This window comes from Pelomonas sp. Root1444, from assembly GCF_001426885.1.
Classification (GTDB): Bacteria; Pseudomonadota; Gammaproteobacteria; order Burkholderiales; family Burkholderiaceae_C; genus Pelomonas.
In genome coordinates, this window is record NZ_LMFP01000007.1 from 44,142 (window position 1) to 59,916 (window position 15,775).

Sequence of the window (15,775 nt, forward strand, 5' to 3'; positions counted from 1 at the left end):
CTCGATGTACTCCAATAAGCTATACACGCCACTCCGCTATCCCGGAGGGAAAGCCAAGTTCGCGCCATTCATTGCGGAGGTAATGAAGCGGAATGACTTGTGTGGCGGACATTACCTTGAGCCTTACGCTGGAGGTGCGGGGGTTGCACTCGAATTGCTGTTCCATAAACATGCGAGTCACGTCCACATAAACGACGCCGATCCGGCGGTGTACGCATTTTGGATAGCAGCCACCAAATTTCCGGAGGAGTTGCAGCGATTGCTCCACGACACGCCCGTGACTATGGAGCAATGGTTCTACTGGCGCTCCGTACTGCGAGGCGAAGTAGAGGTTGGGATGGTGGAACAAGGCTTCGCCACCCTATTTATGAACCGCACGAATAGATCTGGAATTCTGAAAGGCGGGGTGATTGGCGGTCAAGCGCAAGAAGGCGTCTACAAAATGGACGCACGCTTGAAAAAGGAAGTGCTTGGCGCTCGCCTACGGAGGATTGCTGAGCATTCCGCTGGCATCAGCGTCTACACAGAGGACGCAAGGTCGCTGCTGGCTCGTGTGCCTAGCTTTCTTCCCCGAAGGTCACTCGTTTACCTTGATCCACCCTACTACGTGAAAGGCAAGGGGCTCTACAGAAACTTCTACGCGCACGACGATCACTTGCGAATTTCCAAGCTGCTGCAGTCTCCTCGGTTCAGTAGACCTTGGGTGGTGTCATATGACAATGCCGCAGAAATTTGCCAAATGTATGAACTGAGCCGAGGGCTAACCTACGGGCTCAACTACACGGCGCAGAAGCGGTACGTCGGCGATGAAGTCATGTTCTTCTCTCACAAGCTGGCGATTCCCGAGGAGCAGTTGCCGTCGACTCTCATCGCCGCTTGACGCACACGCCGTTCGGGGTCACGGTTCGGGGTCAGTTCCAAAATCTAAACGCTTTGCTGAACTTCTGGAGCTCAACCTTGGCTTGCGCTGCCTGTGTTCGGTCGCCGCATGCGGCGTCTCCCCGAGCAACTCCGCCAGCGAAACCAGCATCGTGCGACACCACGGCCATCAACGGTGGCAGGGTGGTTAGCGCCGAAATGCCCGCGCGGCGCCATCACCCCCACGGGTTCAACACCGGCACCTTCGCCCGCTCAAACTCCGACACATCCCGCGTCACCACCGTCAGCCCATGGTGAGCCGCCGTCGCCGCGATGATCAAGTCCGGTTGCGAAAAGGTATGCCCGCCCTTGCGCCCCTCCTCCGCCAGCAGCCGCCAGACGAGCATCACGTCTTCTGACACCGGCAGCACGCGCTGCTCGAACATGGGCCGGACCTTGTTCGTGAGCCAGGCACCCAGTTCCGCGCGCCGGGCGGCGTCGGTGACGCGCTCGATGCCGAAGCGGATTTCGGCCAACGTGACGGTGCTGACGTAGAGCGCCTCCAGCGGCTGCTCCGCCACGAAGGCGAGCACGCGGGGTTCGACCTAAACCCTCGTGACCCCCTTGTGTTTACGTACTTAAATGCGTACGCTTCGAACAAAGAGCCGCCCATGACCACCCTCACCGCCAGCGACGCCCGCGCCAACCTCTACCGCCTGATCGACGAGGCCGCCGAGTCCCACCAGCCCATCACGATTTCCGGCAAGCGCAATGACGCCGTGCTCCTGTCCGCCGAGGACTGGAAGGCCATTCAAGAAACGCTGCACCTCTTGGCCGTGCCGGGCATGCGCGAGTCCATCAAGGAGGGCATGGCCGAACCCCTGGATGACTGCGCCACGGAGCCCGGCTGGTGAGCTGGCGGCTCGTCTACACCAAGCATGCGCAAAAGGACGCTCAGAAGCTCAGCGCCAGCGGCCTCAAGGTCAAGGCGCAGGAGTTGCTCGCGGTGCTCCAGGTCGACCCCTTCCAGAACCCCCCGCCGTTCGAGAAGCTCGTCGGCGATCTGGCCGGCGCCTATTCGCGGCGGATCAACATTCAGCATCGGCTGGTGTACCAAGTGCTGACCGACGAGAAGACTGTGAAGGTGCTGCGGATGTGGACGCATTACGAATGAGGCCTCCATGCTGCCCGCAGCAGGCTGGACCGATCCACAACCGCCGCGCCGCCGATCCATCCAACTCACCAAAGGACCACCCATGGGTGCCTGGTCACACGAACCCTTTGCCAACGACACCGCCAGCGACTGGGCCTATGTGTTGATGGACGCCACCGACCTGTCCCACATCGAGGCCACGCTGGACCGGGTGCTGGATGCGTCGAGCGGCTACCTGGAAGCGCCCGACGCCGAAGAGGCGGTCGCGGCGGTGGCGGTGGTGGCCCAGCTGCTCGGCCGCAGCCCGCCGATCACCGGTGGCCCGGAAGGCCTGCAGGCCTGGATCACCGGCGTGGGCGTGCGGCCATCGCCAGCGTTGCTGGACAAGGCACGCCGCGTCCTGGACCGGGTGGTGGCCGATGACTCCGAGCTGGCCGAGTTGTGGGACGACAGCGAGTCGGCCGCCGACTGGCGCGCCTCGGTGGCGGCGTTGCGGCTGGCGGTCACGCCGGGTTGAGGCCGATGCGCGCCGTCCTTCTCCTGCTCGGGGGTCTGCTCACCGCCAGCGTGGGCGCAGCACCCCTGCCGGCCTCCGCCCGCGCCGAAGTCGACGCCCTGCTGAGCCACCTGCAAGCCTCCGGCTGCGAGTTCAACCGCAACGGCAGCTGGTATGCCGGCGCGGACGCCAAGGCGCATCTGCTGAAGAAGCTCGACTACCTGGAAGGCAAGGACCTGGTGAAGACGGCCGAGCAGTTCATCGAACGCGGCGCGTCCGGCAGCAGCATGAGCGGCAAGCCGTATCTCGTGCGCTGCGCCGGCAAGGTGCCGGTGGAGAGTGCCAAGTGGTTGACGGCGGAGCTGCGGCAGGTGCGGGCTGCGCGGGCGGCGGCATCCAGCCCGCGGTGACCGGGGGCTTCACCGAGCCGGATTGAACCCGTGTAATCGTTCGATTACATTTATGCCATGAGCTTCACCGTCCGCCAGCTCAACGAGTTCTCTGACTGGCTTCAAGGCCTGAAAGACGGCCTCGTTCGGGTGCGCCTCGTCAAAAGGCTGCGCAAGGCGCAGCTGGGCAACCTGGGCGATGTGGAAGCCGTGGGCGACGGCGTGTACGAGATGCGCGAGCACTTCGGCCCCGGCTGGCGCATGTACTACGTCCAGCGCGGCGACGCGCTGATCGTGATGCTGGGGGGCGGCGACAAGTCCACGCAGCAGGCCGACATCCGCAAGGCCATCCGGTTGGCCCAGTCTTTGGAGGATTGAACGATGACCCGCAAGACCCACGTCTCCGAACTGCCTGAGTTCGATGCGGCCGAGTACCTGAACAGCGAGCAGGACGTCGCCGCCTACCTGACCACCGTGCTGGAGGAGGGCGATCCGGCGCTGCTGGCCGCCGCGCTGGGCGACATCGCCCGCGCCCGCGGCATGACGCAAGTGGCGAAGGACTCGGGCATCACACGGGAAGCCCTCTACAAGGCACTGCGCCCCGGCAGCGAGCCACGCTTCGACACGGTGAGCCGCGTCTGCGCGGCCCTGGGCGTGCGGCTGGTGGCCCAGCCTATCCACCCGGCCTGAGAGGTTGAGAGGCTTTCACCCATGCCCGCCCTGCACGCCAAAACGCCGCCGCTCGTCGTTGCAAATGCTCGCCATAGCCCGAGCTATGGTTGTGCTTTGCGCCTAGATCGGCAGCGTTTTGACGCGCCTTTCGGGCACGGCCGAAAACCTCTCAACCTCTGAGTGAACAGCACCGAGTCGGCGCGGGCGCCTGGGGCCTTGCGGTGGCGCCGCTTCGAGCTCGCCCTCGCCGCGCTGCTGCTGGCGGTCCTCATCGCCGATTTCGCCTTCCCCCTCCTCCAGCCCACGGCCACCTCCCCCACGCTGACAGTGCTGGCTGCCGACGGCACGCCGCTGCGCAGCTGGGCCAGCGACGACGGCGCGCAGCGCCACCCGACCACGCCCGAGGCCGTGTCGCCGCGCTACCTGCAGGCGCTGCTGCACTACGAGGACCGCTGGTTCTACTGGCACCCCGGCATCAACCCCGCGGCGCTGGCGCGCGCCGCGTGGCAGTGGGCGCGGCACGGCCGCATCGTGTCGGGCGGGTCCACGTTGACGATGCAGGTCGCGCGCCTCGTCGACGACCGGGCCACGGGCCGCACCCTCCCCGCCAAGCTGCGCCAGATCGCCCGCGCGCTGCAGCTGGAGCTCCACCTCAGCAAGCACGAGATCCTGTCGCTGTACCTGAACCTCGCGCCCATGGGCGGGCCGCTGGAGGGCGTGGAGACGGCCAGCCGCGCCTACCTCGGCAAGGGCGCGGCTGAGCTGTCGCAGGCCGAGGCCGCGCTGCTCGTCGCGCTGCCGCAGTCGCCCACCCGGCTGCGCCCCGACCGCGCCGTGGCCGCCGCGCAGGCCGCACGCGACAAGGTGCTGACGCGCATGCAGACGCTCGGCGTCTGGAGCGCGGCGGACGTGGCCGACGCCAAGCTGGAGCGCGTCTTCGCCCCGCCGCTGCGTGCGCGCTGGCTGGCGCCGCTGGCGGCCGAGCGCCTGCGCCAGCAGGCCCGCCGAGAAGGCCAGAACGAAGCCGTGATCCAGACCACGCTGGACGCCGGCCTGCAGGCCCGGCTGGAGCAGCTGCTGACCGACCGACTGAACACGCTGCCCGATGCCGCCTCCATGGCCGCGCTGGTGGTCGACAACCGCACGCTGGCGGTGCGCGGCTATGCGGGCTCGGCGGACTTCACCGATGCCAAGCGCGGCGCGCATGTGGACATGGTGCGCGCCCACCGCTCGCCGGGCTCCACGCTCAAGCCCTTCCTGTACGCGATGGCGCTGGACGAGGGACTGATCCATTCCGAGAGCCTGCTGATCGACGCGCCGCAGAACTTCGGCGGCTATGCGCCGGGCAACTTCCAGGCCGATTTCTCCGGCCCGGTCAGCGTGGCCGAGGCGCTGCAGCGCTCGCTCAACGTGCCCGCCGTGGACCTGCTGGAGCGCCTGGGCCCCGAGCGCTTCGCCGGCCGGCTGCGCCACGCCGGGCTGCGGCTGCGCATGCCGGCCAACGCGTCGCCCAACCTCAGCCTCATCCTGGGCGGCGGCAGCACGTCGCTGGAGGAACTCGTCGGCGCCTACACGGCGCTGGCCCGCGGCGGCCTGGCGGCCAGGCCGCGGCTCACGCCGGCCGGGCCCGTCACCGAGGCGCGGCTGATGAGCGAAGGCGCCGCCTTCATCGTGCGCGAGATCCTGGAGAACGGCGGCCGCCCCGGCAGCCCCTTCCGCGAGGGCAACCAGCGCATCGCGTGGAAGACCGGCACGTCGTTCGGCTTCCGCGACGCCTGGGCGCTGGGCGTGACGGACCGCTACACCTTCGGCGTGTGGATAGGCCGGCCCGACGGCACGCCCAACCCCGGCCACTTCGGCGCCAACTCGGCCGCGCCGCTGCTGCGCGACCTGGCCGCGGCGCTCGGCCCCGACGAAGCCCGGCAACAGCTGGCCCCACGCCACCAGCCCGCCAGCGTCGGCGCCCAGGCCATCTGCTGGCCGCTGGGCACGGCCGAGGCCGCCACCCCGCCCGCGCACTGCCTGCAGCGCCGCACCGCCTGGACGCTGGACGGCGCCGTGCCGCCGACGCTGCCCGACCGCCTGCGCCCGGGCGGGCTGGTCGAAGCCGCCTGGACCGATGGGCTGCAGCGTGTGCGCCCCGACTGCGCCGCGAGCGCCAGCCGCCACGACATCGCGCGCTGGCCCACGCTGCTGCAGCCCTTCCTCGACCCCGCCCAGCGCGACCCCGTCGACCTGCTGCCCTGGCGCCCCGGCTGCGCGCCGGCGTCGCCGCAGGGCGCGGCGCTGCGCATCGTCGGGCTGGAGCCCGGCAGCGTGCTGCGCCCCACGCCGGGGCAGGCCAGCATCGGCCTGCGGCTGCAGGCCGTCGGCGCGCAGCAGGGCGTGCACTGGCTGCTGGACGGCCAGCTCGTCGGCAGCAGCGAGGCGGGCGGCGCGGTGCAGACGCTGACGCTGCGCCAGGCCGGCGCCCACACGCTGACCGCCATGGACGGCCGCGGCCGCTGGGCCCGCGTGGGCTTCGAGGTGCAGGCGCTGCCGGCGCGCACGCCCGGCGCGGCGGGCGCCCAGGCGAGCAAAACTGCCGCGGCGGCGGCCAAGTCGGGCGCAAGCCCTGCCACTCTTCGTTAAGCTGGGAGCTTCCGGCCCCATGGTGAGCCCCCCTGACGATGAATGAGCAGTTGATCTGGATCCTGGCCGCGGCGGTTGCAGCGGTGGTGGTGTTGCTGTGGCTGAGCCGTCGGCGCCAGCAGCGTGCGCGGGACGCGGTCGCCCACCGCGAGGCCCAGCGCGCGGCGCTGGAGCAGGCCGAGCATGTGGCACGGGCGCAGCGGCTGGCCAACGGCCAGGACGAGCGCGCTGCGCAAGACCCGGTGCTGCGCGAGATTGAGGACGGCCTGGCCCAGCGCCTGGCCGAGCAGCGCGCCGAGGCCGACGCCGTGGAAGCCCAACGCGAGCGCGCCGACCGCGACGAAGCGGCCCAGCGTGAAGCCCGCGCACAGGCCGCCCGCGAGGCTGCCGAAGCCCGCCGGCTGGCCGAGGAACGCGATGCCGCCGAGCGCCTGGCGGCCGAACAACGGGCGCGCGAGGCATCCGCCGCCGCCCAGGCACGCGCCGAAGCCGAACGCCGTGCCCGCGAACAGGCCGAGCGGGAGGCCGCGACCGCGCAACGCCAGGCCGCCGAAGCCGAAGCCGCACGCCTGGCTGCAGAAACCGAGGCCCGCGAACGCGCCGAGCGCGCCGCCGCCGAACTGGCCGAGGCCGCGCGCCGCGCCGAAGCGGCACGGGCCCGCGAGGAGGCCGAACGCCTCGCCCGTGAGCAGGCCGAGCACGAAGCCGCCATCCAGGCCGCCCATGCTGCCGAAGTCGCCCGCCTGGCCGCTGAAGCCCAAGCCCGGGCAGAGGCCGCCGCGCGCGCCGCGCCGCCGCCCACCCGCGAGCTGCGTGCTGACGAGACCCTCATCGTCGTGGCCGACGACTCCAAGATCGTGCGTGTCAAGCTCAGCCGGCTGCTGGCCGCGCAGGGCTACCGCGTCGCGCTGGCCGACAGCGGCGAGCAGGCGCTGGCGCTGATGGCCGCCGAGCAGCCGCACGTGCTGATCACCGACGTCGAAATGCCCGGCATCGACGGCTTCGAGCTGACCCGCCAGGTGCGCGCCGCGCCGGCGACGGCCGCGCTGCCGGTGCTGATGATCACGTCCTCCGACGACAAGCACGAGGCCGCCGCCGCCGCGGGCGTCTCACAGCTGCTGGGCAAGCCGTTCTCGGAGGAGGCATTGCTCGCCGGCATCGAGCGCGCCCGGCTGGCCGTGCGTGTGCCGGCCTGATGAAGCGCTGAGCGCGCTGATGCTGCTGCGCCGCTCGGATCGCTGATAGCCCCGTCGAGACGGCCCTTCACGCCTGCCTGAGGACGCCGCTCCTCGCGCCTTCTCGTGCTCGACCGACGCGAACACCGCCAGGCCCGAACGCCGGGAGGGTTGCGTCCGACGGCAGGCGACGGGGTTCGTCGTCGTTGAAGCCCGGCGTGCAAAGTCCACGGAACCTTGCTGGAGGAAAGGGTTCTTCATCCCGGATGCGTCTGCCACTTCGCTGCCGCAGGCTTAAGCTATTTATTACCGACCCCAGTCATAAATACTTAAATAGGCATGCAAATGGGCGCTTTGACGATCAGAAAGCAGTTGACGATGGCTTTCGGCGCCCTGACGGTGCTGGTGCTGATCGTCACGGGCCTCGGGCTGCGCAGCCTTGGCACGGCCAACGACCGGTTCTCGAACCACATCGCCGGCGCCGCCGAGCGCGAGAGCCTGGCGACCGACGTCCGCGGCATGGCGGACCGGCGCGCCATCGCCGTGCGGGACATGGTGCTCGTCAGCAAGGCTGCCGATCGCGAGGCGGCCAAGACGATGGCCGTGAAGGGCCACGAAGAACTCACCGCCAGCCTCAAGGCGCTCAAGGAGGCGGTTGCACACGGCACCGACGCCACCGAGCGTGACCGGGCGCTGGTGGAAAAGATCGACAAGGTCGAGGCCCAGTACGGCCCGATCGCCGTGGCCATCGTCGAGCTGGCGGCGGCAGGACGGAACGAGGACGCCATCCAGAAGATGAACGCCGAGTGCCGCCCCTTGCTCGCGGCCTTGCTCGCGGCGACGCGGGAGTACATCGGCTACAGCAAGGAGCAGTCCCGGCTGGACGTGCAAGAGGCCGGCACGTCGTATGCAACGCAGCGCGCGACGATGCTGGCGCTCAGCGTGTTCGCGGTCACGGCGGCCGCGGTGCTCGGCTGGTTCATCACGCGCCGCCTGGTGAGGTCGCTCGGCGCTGAACCGGCAGACCTCGGCAACGCCGCACAGCGCGTGGCCGAGGGCGACCTCAGCACCGTGCGCGGTGCCGACCGGGCGCCGGCCGGCAGCGTGCTGGCGTCGATGGGCCGCATGCAGCAGCAGCTCGTCGCCCTGATCACCCAGGTTCGGACTTCCTCGGAGAGCATCGCGACCGCCAGCGCGCAGATCGCCCAGGGCAACGGCGACCTCTCCAGCCGCACCGAAGAACAGGCCTCCGCGCTGGAGGAAACCGCGGCCTCCATGGAAGAACTCAGTTCAACCGTCGGGCAGAACGCCGCCAACGCCCGCGAAGCCAATCAGCTGGCCCAGAGCGCCAGCGCGGTGGCAGTCAAGGGCGGCGACGTGGTGGGCCAGGTCGTCGAGACCATGAAGGGGATCAACGACAGTTCCAGGAAGATCGCCGACATCATCGGCGTCATCGATGGCATCGCCTTCCAGACCAACATCCTTGCGCTGAACGCCGCCGTGGAGGCGGCCCGTGCCGGTGAGCAAGGGCGGGGCTTCGCCGTCGTGGCGTCGGAGGTCCGCAACCTGGCGGGCCGGTCCGCGGAGGCCGCGAAGGAAATCAAGCACCTCATCGGCGCCAGCGTCGAGCGGGTCGAGCAGGGCACCACGCTCGTCGACCAGGCCGGCGCGACGATGTCCGAAGTGGTCGATGCCATCCAGCGCGTGACCGCCATCATGGGCGAGATCAGCGCCGCCAGCGCCGAGCAGAGCGCCGGCGTGAGCCAGGTGGGCGAAGCCGTGACGCAGATGGACAAGGCGACCCAGCAGAACGCCGCCCTCGTCGAGGAAAGCGCGGCCGCCGCCGAAAGCATGAAGGTTCAGGCGCAGCAACTGGTGGAAGCCGTGGCGGCGTTCAAGCTCGCCCGTCGCAGCGGCGACATCGCCAATGCGTTCTGAACCCCCAGCCGCCGACCACATCGGGCGCGTGCGCAGGGCGGCACGCGTGCCGGCTTAAGCCGACGCCTTCTGCACCTCGCGCGCCCAGCGCGGCGCCCATTTCAGCAACGGCTCGATGGCCGCCAGCAGCGCGCGCCCCTGCGGCGCCAGGCGGTAGCCACTGCCGGCGTCGTGCGCCACGAGCAGGGCTTCGCGCAGCTCGGCCAGGCGCTGGTTCAGCACCGAGGCCGACACGTCGCCGCAGGCCGCTTGCAGTGCGCGGAAGTTCAGGCTCGCGTCCTCGCCGCGCAGCTCCCACAGGATGCGCAGCGTCCAGCGGCGGTTGAACAGCTCCAGCGCCGCGTTGAGGGCGTCCTTGCCGGAGGCGGGCGCATCGGCCGCGGCCAGCCGTGCGAGGCGTTTTGTCGTCATGCTTTGATTTTAGAAGCAGTTGGCGCTAGAGTGCGCCCCACCGCAACGCTTCTGAATCCGAAGCATGAACACTGCCCCTTCACCCCGCATCGCGCCGCAATCGCAACCCCTTCCCGCCGACGTGGCCGAACGCATGGACCGGCTGGTGCCGCCGGGCATGCCGCCGCCGCAAATCTTCCTGACCGTGGCCCGCCACGCCGAGCTCTTCAAGGAGATGGTGGACAGCGGCTTCCTCGGCCCCACCGGCTTGGCGGACCACAAGCGCCTGGCGCCTGCGCTGCGCGAGGCCATCGTCCTGCGCACCTGCAGCGCCGCGCGCTGCGACTACGAGTTCAACCTGCACGAGCAGACGATCTCGCGGCGCATGGGCCTGTCCAGCGCGCAGATCGGCGACCTGCGCGAGCCAGCACCCGACGCGGCGCTGTGGGCGCCCGACCTGCTGGCCGTCTTCCGGCTCGTCGACGGCCTCGTCAAGCGGCTGGACGTGGATGACGCGACCTGGACCGCGTTGCGTGAGCACTTCGACGAGACAGCGCTGCTGGAGATCACGCAGCTCGTGGGCCACTACACGGGCGTCGCCATGCTGGCTGCGCTGGCCCGGCCGGCGCTGGACCGGTATCGGTAGGGAACGAACGGCCTGGAAGCGCGTGTCAGAACGGCGCCGGGTCGGGCGACGGCAAGCGCGCGCGAAGCGCCGCCAGCTCCTGCCGCAGCGCCGCGTTCTCGCTCTCGAGCGTCGCAACACGCTGGCGCAGCGCTTCCAACGTGGCCTGCGGTTCGGGCGCCGCGGCGGCCACGGCCCCATCCTCCGCCGTGGCGCCGTCGTCCACGGCCGGGCTGGGCGCCGCCGACTTGCGCCTGGCCTCGCGCACGCGCTTGGCCGCCTGCTTGAGCTCCTGGGCACCGGCGGCCGCGGCGGCGGCCTGCTCCTCGGCGGGCAATGTGGCGACCGCCGCGGCCGCGTTGATCGACACGGCGCCGGCCTTCACCGCCGCCACCAGCCCAGGCGCGCCTTGCTTCTGGATCTTCTCGATCAGCACGACCTGGCTGCTGCTCAGCCGCGCGGCCTTGGCCAGCGCCTCGCGCGTTTGCAGCGCGTCCTGCGCGGCGGCCGCCTGCTTCTCAGCGGGCGCTTCGGCGGCCGGTGCCGGGGCCTGTGCAGCGGTGCCGCGGGCGCGGCGCTCGGCCACGATCTCGCGCTTGCGCAGCGCGAGCACGCCGCGCTGGAAGTCCGAGATGCTGCGCCGGCCGAGGTGCTGGTCGATCATCCACAGGTGCACGTCCTCGATGGACTTGAAGCGCGTGTTCTGCACCGTCTGGAAGCTCAGCCCGTGCTTGCGGCAGATGCCATAGCGGTTGTGCCCGTCCACCAGCACGTTGCCCCACAGCACCAGCGCGTCGCGGCAGCCCTCGGCCAGCAGGCTGCGCTCCAGCGCCTCGTGCTCCTCCACCGTCAGCGGGTCGATGTAGGCCTTGAGTTCTTCGTTGACGACGATGTCCATGAGGCCGGCTGCGCGCGTGCAGGCAAAAAGGGGGCGGATTCTAGAGAAGGCGCCAACCGACAATCGCGCCCCATGCCGCGCCGACAGCCCCGCGACCACTACCACGTCTATGTCGTGCTGCTGTCCGAGCGCGTGTGGAACGAGCCCGCGTTTCGCAAGTGCAACCCCGGCCACGACATCGTCAAGCCCTGCGTGTACGTCGGCATGACCGGGCTGGACCCGGACCTGCGCTTCGACCGCCACATGGCCGGCGTGCAGGCCAACCGCTTCGTGCTGAAGTACGGTGTGCGGTTGATGCCGGAGCTGTACGAGTTCTACAACCCCATGCCCTACGACGCGGCGCGCGACATGGAGGTGGAACTGGCCATCGGCCTGCGCGAGGCGGGCTATGCGGTGTGGCAGGCCTAGGGGCGGCTCAAGGGCTCGCTGACGACGCGGCCCGCGTGGCGGCGGCGCTTGCGGCCGCAGCGCAGAGCGCGGGGCATTGGCCCGGTGCGGCCGTGGCATGGCAGCCGCCGCCCGGTCCGGCGTAGCAGGCACCGCCCGGGCCTGCGTAGGCGGCGCCACCGGGCCCGGCGTACAGCGGCCCGCCGGGCCCTGCGTACAAAGGCCCACCAGGGCCCGCATACCTTGGGCCGCCCGGCCCGGCGTAGCACGCCCCGCCGGGCGCGGCCGGGCAGGTTTCATCCGCCCGCGCCACGACCTCGTCGTCAATGCGCGTGGCGCATCCTGAAATCAGCAGGAGGCTTGCGAGTGTTGCGGCCAACAGGAGTGTTTTCATGGACTGACAACGCACCGGTCCTGGCCGCGCGCCGACAGCCTTCCAATCAAGATGCTGAGCGATTGGACTTCGAAGAGCGGCTCCGGCCTCAAGTGCCGCAGAACGTCCGGTAGCCCGCCGTCACCTCCGTGGGGGCCGGCGCGCCGTAGGGCGTGAGAAGGGCGGCTTCCCGCCAGGGGTCGCGCAGGGCAGCCAGCAGCGCGTCGAACGGCGCGATGTCGCCCTCCGTCGCGGCGGCCAGGGCGGCTTCGACAAGGTGGTTGCGCGGGATGACGGCCGGGCTGGCGCGGCGCATGCGCTCGGCGCGCTCGCCGCTTTGCGGCCCCACATCGCGCGCGCAGCGCTCGCGCCAGCGGGCCAGCCAGGCGTCGAGCGCCGCGCGGTCGGCGAACAGGTCGCGCAGCGGCTCGGGCCGGCCCTCGGCGGCGGATGCCAGGTGGCGCCAGGCGAGCGTGAAGTCCACCGCCTGCGCGTGCAGCAGCGCCAGCCAGTCGGCCACCAGCGCGGTGTCCGCTTCAGTGTCGGCCGGCGCAGCGGAAAGCAAGCCCAGCTTGAGGCGCTGGCCGGCCAGCAGCGCGCTGTCCAACAACGACGGGAAGGCGTCGATGACGGCCGTCGCCTCGGCCACCGCGCGCGCCACGGCCGGCTCGTCGTCCTCATCGACCACCAGCGGCAGCAGCGTTTCGGCAAAGCGGGCCAGGTTCCAGCGGGCGATGCCGGGCTGGTTGGCGTAGGCGTAGCGGCCACCATGGTCGATGCTGCTGAAGACGGCGGCGGGGTCGTAGGCTTCCATGAAGGCACAGGGGCCGTAGTCGATGGTCTCGCCCGACAGCGCCATGTTGTCGGTGTTCATCACGCCGTGGATGAAGCCGACGTTCAGCCACTGCGCCACCAGCCGCGCCTGGCGCCCGGCGACGGCGCGCAGCAGCCCCAGGTAGCGGTCGGGCGCGTCGACGAGTTCGGGGTCGTGGCGCGCGATGGTGTAGTCGGCCAGGCGGCGCAGCGTGTCCAGGTCGCCGCGCGCGGCGAAGAACTGGAAGCTGCCGACGCGCAGGTGGCTGGCGGCCACGCGCGTCAGCACCGCGCCGGGCAGCACCCGGTCGCGCATGACAGGCTCGCCGGTGGCGGCCACCGCCAGCGCGCGTGTGGTGGGGATGCCCAGCGCATGCATGGCCTCGCCGATCAAGACCTCGCGCAGCATCGGGCCGACGGCGGCCTTGCCGTCGCCGCCGCGCGAGAACGGCGTGCGGCCCGAGCCCTTGAAGGCGATGTCGCGGCGGTGGCCATTGCGGTCGATCACCTCGCCCAGCAGCAGCGCGCGGCCGTCGCCCAGCTGCGGCGAGAAGCCGCCGAACTGGTGGCCGGCATAGGCCTGCGCCACCGGCTCGGCGTCTGGCGGCAGCAGGTTGCCGGCAAACAGGGCCGCGGCGTCGGGGCCTTGCAGCGCCTCGGGCGGCAGGCGCAACTCCTCGGCCAGCGCCGCGTTGGCGAAGAGCAGGCGCGGCGCGGGCGCGGCGGCCGGTTGCCAGGCCACGCCGGCGCCGGGCAGCTCGCGGGCGAAGGTGTTGTCGAAGCCAAAACGGTGCATCGGAGCCTTTGCGAGAACGGCCTGCCAGTGTGCCGGCAATCGGCGAGCCACCCGCGCCGGCGGGTCATGCGCCGCCGGCGGCCAGCCGTCGCGACAGCGCCGAGCCGCGTTGGCGCAGGAAGCCGCGCAGCCGCTCGGCATAGCCGGCCGGCGCGGCCTCGCGCACCGAGGGCCGGGCGGCCAGCGCCGTGCGCCAGGCGGCGGTGCGCGGCAGGCCGTCGAACAGGCCCTCGGGCGGGATGACGTCGAAGTAGCGGAACACCGGGCCGAAGGCGGCGTCGACGAGGCCGAAGCGCCCACCGGCGAACCACGGCCCCGTGTCGTCCAGCGCCGCCTCCAACTGCTCGAAGCGCGCGCGCAACGCGGCCCGGGCGCGGCCCAGCGCCGCGTCGTCGGCCGCGTTGTAGAGCGCCGCGATGCCGTTCAGCACGGCCGAGCCGAACTCCACCCAGGCCCGCTCGCGCGCCCGCACCAGCGCGTCGTCGGCATGCAGGCGCGGCGGCCGCGTCTCGTCGAGGTATTCGCAGATGACGGCGGACTCGAACAGCGCTTCGCCGCCGACCTGCAGCACCGGCGTCTTGCCCAGCGGCGACAGGCGCAGGAACCAGTCGGGCTTGGCGGCGAGGTCGACGTCCACGCGCTCGAAGGCCACGCCCTTTTCCTTCAGCACGATGGCCGCGCGCTGCACGTAGGGGCACAGCGCATGGCTCACCAACGCAAGGCCGCTCATGCCGCGCCCCAGGTGAAGCGCCCGCTGCGCTTGACGGCCCCGGCGCCGTCGCCGGCCAGCCATTGCACGACGGACATCGCGGCCAGGAAGACCGGGTACTCCCAGCCGCCGCCCGGCGCAGTGAAGACCCAACCGTTGGGCGCGTGCACCCAGGCCGCGCCGAGCAGGATGGGCGTCAGCGCCAGCGCGACCTGGCGCGGCCAGACGCCGAGCAACAGCAGCACGCCGCCCACGGCCTCGGCCGCGAAGACGGCGTAGGCCAGCACGCCCGGCAGGCCTTGCCCGGCGAAGAACTGCGCCGTGCCCGGCAGCGTGAAGACGAAGAGCTTGAGCCCGGCATGCGCCAGGTACATCAGGCCGAGGGACAGGCGCAGCAGCAGCAGGCCAAGGGAGGTTGAAGGTGTCATGGGTGTCTCCGGACGTGAGGGATGCAGCCAATGTAGGCAGGCATCACGCGCAGGAAAATACGCAATCCAGCCAACTGAGATTGCAGCCATGCAATATGAACTTGCTCCCGCCGACCTCGCCCTGGTGCTGGCGCTGCACCGCGCCGGCACGCTGGCGGCGGCCGGCGAGCGGCTGGGCGTCAATGCGTCCACCGTGTTCCGCATGCTGCAGCGGCTGGAACGCGGCCTGGGGCAGGCGCTGTTCGAGCGCGGCCGGCGCGGCTACCGGGCGCTGGAGCTGGCGCGCACGCTGGCCGCCCAGGCCGAGCAGGTGGAAGCCGCGGTGGAGGCCGCCCGCGCCGCCGCTCAGGCGCAACCCGGCCAGGCCGCCGGCACCGTGCGCATCACGACGACCGACACGCTGCTGCACGGCCTGCTCGCGCCGGCGCTGGCGGCGCTGCACCGCGCGCAGCCGGGGCTGCAGTTCGAGCTGCACACCGGCAACGAGCTGGCCAGCCTGACGCGGCGCGATGCCGACATCGCGCTGCGCGCCACGGCCAAGCCGCCGCCGCACCTGGTCGGCCGCCGCGTGGGGCCCATCCGCGTGGCGCTGTACGCGGCGCGCGGCAGCGCCATCCGGCACTGGGATCAGGTCGAGGCCGGCGAGGCGGCCTGGGTGGCGCCCGACGACGGCCTGCCGGAGCACCCCTCGGTGCGCTGGCGGCAGAAGCACTTCCCGACGCTGCAGCCGGCCTTTCGCACCGGCAGCGTGCAGAGCGTGGCCGAGCTGGTCGCGGCCGGCCTGGGCGTGGGCGTGCTGCCGCTGTTCCTGGCCGAGCCGCGGCGCGAGCTGCGCCGGCTGACCGAGCCGCTGGACGGCGCCGAGACCGATCTCTGGCTGCTGACCCACCCCGAGACCCGCCACCTGCAGCGCGTGCACGCCGTCTACAGCCACCTCGCTCAGGCGCTGACGCTGGACTGAAACCCTGCCCACGCGAGGCCATGCACACCGCGCTTGACCTTGCCATGATGGGAAGCCTCACGATGGCGCCACTTTCCCAGATG

Annotated in this window: 19 protein-coding genes; 13 read left to right on the forward strand and 6 right to left on the reverse strand. The window is 70.9% G+C overall.

Going from position 1 to position 15,775, the window contains the following annotated elements; translation table 11 throughout:
- Positions 1-4: 4 nt before the first annotated feature.
- Complete coding sequence (locus tag ASD35_RS09515; protein WP_056874702.1) at positions 5-880, forward strand: DNA adenine methylase; 876 nt, start codon at positions 5-7, stop codon at positions 878-880.
- A gap of 214 nt (positions 881-1,094) precedes the next feature.
- On the opposite strand, the gene ASD35_RS09520 is transcribed toward ASD35_RS09515, so the two are convergent.
- On the reverse strand, positions 1,095-1,451 hold the full coding sequence (locus ASD35_RS09520; protein WP_082580056.1) for a type II toxin-antitoxin system VapC family toxin: 357 nt from the start codon (positions 1,449-1,451) through the stop codon (positions 1,095-1,097).
- A 78-nt stretch (positions 1,452-1,529) separates the two neighbouring features.
- Between ASD35_RS09520 and ASD35_RS09525 the strand changes: the two genes are divergently transcribed.
- The 9 genes from ASD35_RS09525 to ASD35_RS28390 all read left to right on the forward strand — a co-directional run bounded on the left by ASD35_RS09525 (position 1,530) and on the right by ASD35_RS28390 (position 9,312).
- Positions 1,530-1,772, forward strand: a complete 243-nt coding sequence (locus tag ASD35_RS09525; RefSeq protein ID WP_056874703.1) for a type II toxin-antitoxin system Phd/YefM family antitoxin — start codon at positions 1,530-1,532, stop codon at positions 1,770-1,772.
- Positions 1,769-2,032, forward strand: coding sequence for a Txe/YoeB family addiction module toxin (locus ASD35_RS09530; RefSeq protein WP_056874704.1), 264 nt, complete (start codon positions 1,769-1,771; stop codon positions 2,030-2,032). Before ASD35_RS09525 ends, ASD35_RS09530 begins: the two co-directional genes overlap by 4 nt.
- A gap of 82 nt (positions 2,033-2,114) precedes the next feature.
- Positions 2,115-2,528: a DUF4259 domain-containing protein gene (locus ASD35_RS09535; protein WP_056874705.1), complete on the forward strand. Its 414-nt coding sequence runs from the start codon at positions 2,115-2,117 to the stop codon at positions 2,526-2,528.
- 5 nt (positions 2,529-2,533) lie between these two features.
- The gene (locus tag ASD35_RS09540) at positions 2,534-2,917 is read left to right on the forward strand and encodes a DUF5329 domain-containing protein (RefSeq protein ID WP_056874706.1); all 384 of its coding nucleotides are present in this window, start codon (positions 2,534-2,536) and stop codon (positions 2,915-2,917) included.
- Positions 2,918-2,974: 57 nt separating this feature from the next.
- Positions 2,975-3,274, forward strand: coding sequence for a type II toxin-antitoxin system RelE/ParE family toxin (locus tag ASD35_RS09545; RefSeq protein ID WP_056874707.1), 300 nt, complete (start codon positions 2,975-2,977; stop codon positions 3,272-3,274).
- 3 nt (positions 3,275-3,277) lie between these two features.
- The gene (locus ASD35_RS09550) at positions 3,278-3,586 is read left to right on the forward strand and encodes an addiction module antidote protein (RefSeq protein ID WP_056874708.1); all 309 of its coding nucleotides are present in this window, start codon (positions 3,278-3,280) and stop codon (positions 3,584-3,586) included.
- Between the two features lie 162 nt (positions 3,587-3,748).
- Positions 3,749-6,199: a penicillin-binding protein 1C gene (gene pbpC / locus ASD35_RS09555; protein WP_082580057.1), complete on the forward strand. Its 2,451-nt coding sequence runs from the start codon at positions 3,749-3,751 to the stop codon at positions 6,197-6,199.
- A 38-nt stretch (positions 6,200-6,237) separates the two neighbouring features.
- Positions 6,238-7,395 carry a PleD family two-component system response regulator gene (locus ASD35_RS09560; protein ID WP_056874709.1) on the forward strand — a complete coding sequence of 386 codons (1,158 nt, stop codon included), beginning with the start codon at positions 6,238-6,240 and terminating at the stop codon, positions 7,393-7,395.
- Between the two features lie 357 nt (positions 7,396-7,752).
- The gene (locus tag ASD35_RS28390; protein ID WP_369819200.1) at positions 7,753-9,312 is read left to right on the forward strand and encodes a methyl-accepting chemotaxis protein; all 1,560 of its coding nucleotides are present in this window, start codon (positions 7,753-7,755) and stop codon (positions 9,310-9,312) included.
- 54 nt (positions 9,313-9,366) lie between these two features.
- On the opposite strand, the gene ASD35_RS09570 is transcribed toward ASD35_RS28390, so the two are convergent.
- Positions 9,367-9,723 carry a helix-turn-helix domain-containing protein gene (locus tag ASD35_RS09570; protein WP_082580058.1) on the reverse strand — a complete coding sequence of 119 codons (357 nt, stop codon included), beginning with the start codon at positions 9,721-9,723 and terminating at the stop codon, positions 9,367-9,369.
- Between the two features lie 64 nt (positions 9,724-9,787).
- On the opposite strand from ASD35_RS09570, the gene ASD35_RS09575 reads away from it, so the two are divergent.
- Positions 9,788-10,348: a carboxymuconolactone decarboxylase family protein gene (locus tag ASD35_RS09575; RefSeq protein WP_157275472.1), complete on the forward strand. Its 561-nt coding sequence runs from the start codon at positions 9,788-9,790 to the stop codon at positions 10,346-10,348.
- A 25-nt stretch (positions 10,349-10,373) separates the two neighbouring features.
- Here the strand turns inward: ASD35_RS09575 and ASD35_RS09580 are convergent, their stop codons facing one another.
- Complete coding sequence (locus ASD35_RS09580) at positions 10,374-11,225, reverse strand: hypothetical protein (protein ID WP_056874712.1); 852 nt, start codon at positions 11,223-11,225, stop codon at positions 10,374-10,376.
- 72 nt (positions 11,226-11,297) lie between these two features.
- On the opposite strand from ASD35_RS09580, the gene ASD35_RS09585 reads away from it, so the two are divergent.
- Positions 11,298-11,633: a hypothetical protein gene (locus tag ASD35_RS09585; RefSeq protein WP_056874713.1), complete on the forward strand. Its 336-nt coding sequence runs from the start codon at positions 11,298-11,300 to the stop codon at positions 11,631-11,633.
- A gap of 461 nt (positions 11,634-12,094) precedes the next feature.
- On the opposite strand, the gene ASD35_RS09590 is transcribed toward ASD35_RS09585, so the two are convergent.
- The 3 genes from ASD35_RS09590 to ASD35_RS09600 all read right to left on the reverse strand — a co-directional run bounded on the left by ASD35_RS09590 (position 12,095) and on the right by ASD35_RS09600 (position 14,731).
- Positions 12,095-13,594: a YdiU family protein gene (locus tag ASD35_RS09590; RefSeq protein ID WP_056874714.1), complete on the reverse strand. Its 1,500-nt coding sequence runs from the start codon at positions 13,592-13,594 to the stop codon at positions 12,095-12,097.
- A 64-nt stretch (positions 13,595-13,658) separates the two neighbouring features.
- Positions 13,659-14,324, reverse strand: a complete 666-nt coding sequence (locus tag ASD35_RS09595; RefSeq protein ID WP_056874715.1) for a glutathione S-transferase family protein — start codon at positions 14,322-14,324, stop codon at positions 13,659-13,661.
- Positions 14,321-14,731, reverse strand: coding sequence for a DoxX family protein (locus ASD35_RS09600; protein ID WP_056874716.1), 411 nt, complete (start codon positions 14,729-14,731; stop codon positions 14,321-14,323). Before ASD35_RS09600 ends, ASD35_RS09595 begins: the two co-directional genes overlap by 4 nt.
- Positions 14,732-14,819: 88 nt before the next feature.
- On the opposite strand from ASD35_RS09600, the gene ASD35_RS09605 reads away from it, so the two are divergent.
- On the forward strand, positions 14,820-15,692 hold the full coding sequence (locus ASD35_RS09605) for a LysR family transcriptional regulator (protein ID WP_056874717.1): 873 nt from the start codon (positions 14,820-14,822) through the stop codon (positions 15,690-15,692).
- Positions 15,693-15,775 lie beyond the last annotated feature (83 nt).

What these genes read in the sequence shown, in the direction of transcription:
- ASD35_RS09550 (WP_056874708.1), top strand. Translation starts at nt 3,278, where the DNA reads ATGACCCGCAAGACCCACGTCTCCGAACTGCCTGAGTTCGATGCGGCC.
- ASD35_RS09560 (WP_056874709.1), top strand. Translation starts at nt 6,238, where the DNA reads ATGAATGAGCAGTTGATCTGGATCCTGGCCGCGGCGGTTGCAGCGGTG.
- ASD35_RS09600 (WP_056874716.1), bottom strand. Translation starts at nt 14,731, where the DNA reads ATGACACCTTCAACCTCCCTTGGCCTGCTGCTGCTGCGCCTGTCCCTC.
- ASD35_RS28390 (WP_369819200.1), top strand. Translation starts at nt 7,753, where the DNA reads ATGGCTTTCGGCGCCCTGACGGTGCTGGTGCTGATCGTCACGGGCCTC.
- ASD35_RS09585 (WP_056874713.1), top strand. Translation starts at nt 11,298, where the DNA reads ATGCCGCGCCGACAGCCCCGCGACCACTACCACGTCTATGTCGTGCTG.
- ASD35_RS09535 (WP_056874705.1), top strand. Translation starts at nt 2,115, where the DNA reads ATGGGTGCCTGGTCACACGAACCCTTTGCCAACGACACCGCCAGCGAC.
- ASD35_RS09525 (WP_056874703.1), top strand. Translation starts at nt 1,530, where the DNA reads ATGACCACCCTCACCGCCAGCGACGCCCGCGCCAACCTCTACCGCCTG.
- ASD35_RS09595 (WP_056874715.1), bottom strand. Translation starts at nt 14,324, where the DNA reads ATGAGCGGCCTTGCGTTGGTGAGCCATGCGCTGTGCCCCTACGTGCAG.
- ASD35_RS09540 (WP_056874706.1), top strand. Translation starts at nt 2,534, where the DNA reads ATGCGCGCCGTCCTTCTCCTGCTCGGGGGTCTGCTCACCGCCAGCGTG.
- ASD35_RS09575 (WP_157275472.1), top strand. Translation starts at nt 9,788, where the DNA reads ATGAACACTGCCCCTTCACCCCGCATCGCGCCGCAATCGCAACCCCTT.
- ASD35_RS09545 (WP_056874707.1), top strand. Translation starts at nt 2,975, where the DNA reads ATGAGCTTCACCGTCCGCCAGCTCAACGAGTTCTCTGACTGGCTTCAA.
- ASD35_RS09570 (WP_082580058.1), bottom strand. Translation starts at nt 9,723, where the DNA reads ATGACGACAAAACGCCTCGCACGGCTGGCCGCGGCCGATGCGCCCGCC.
- ASD35_RS09580 (WP_056874712.1), bottom strand. Translation starts at nt 11,225, where the DNA reads ATGGACATCGTCGTCAACGAAGAACTCAAGGCCTACATCGACCCGCTG.
- ASD35_RS09605 (WP_056874717.1), top strand. Translation starts at nt 14,820, where the DNA reads ATGCAATATGAACTTGCTCCCGCCGACCTCGCCCTGGTGCTGGCGCTG.
- ASD35_RS09515 (WP_056874702.1), top strand. Translation starts at nt 5, where the DNA reads ATGTACTCCAATAAGCTATACACGCCACTCCGCTATCCCGGAGGGAAA.
- ASD35_RS09590 (WP_056874714.1), bottom strand. Translation starts at nt 13,594, where the DNA reads ATGCACCGTTTTGGCTTCGACAACACCTTCGCCCGCGAGCTGCCCGGC.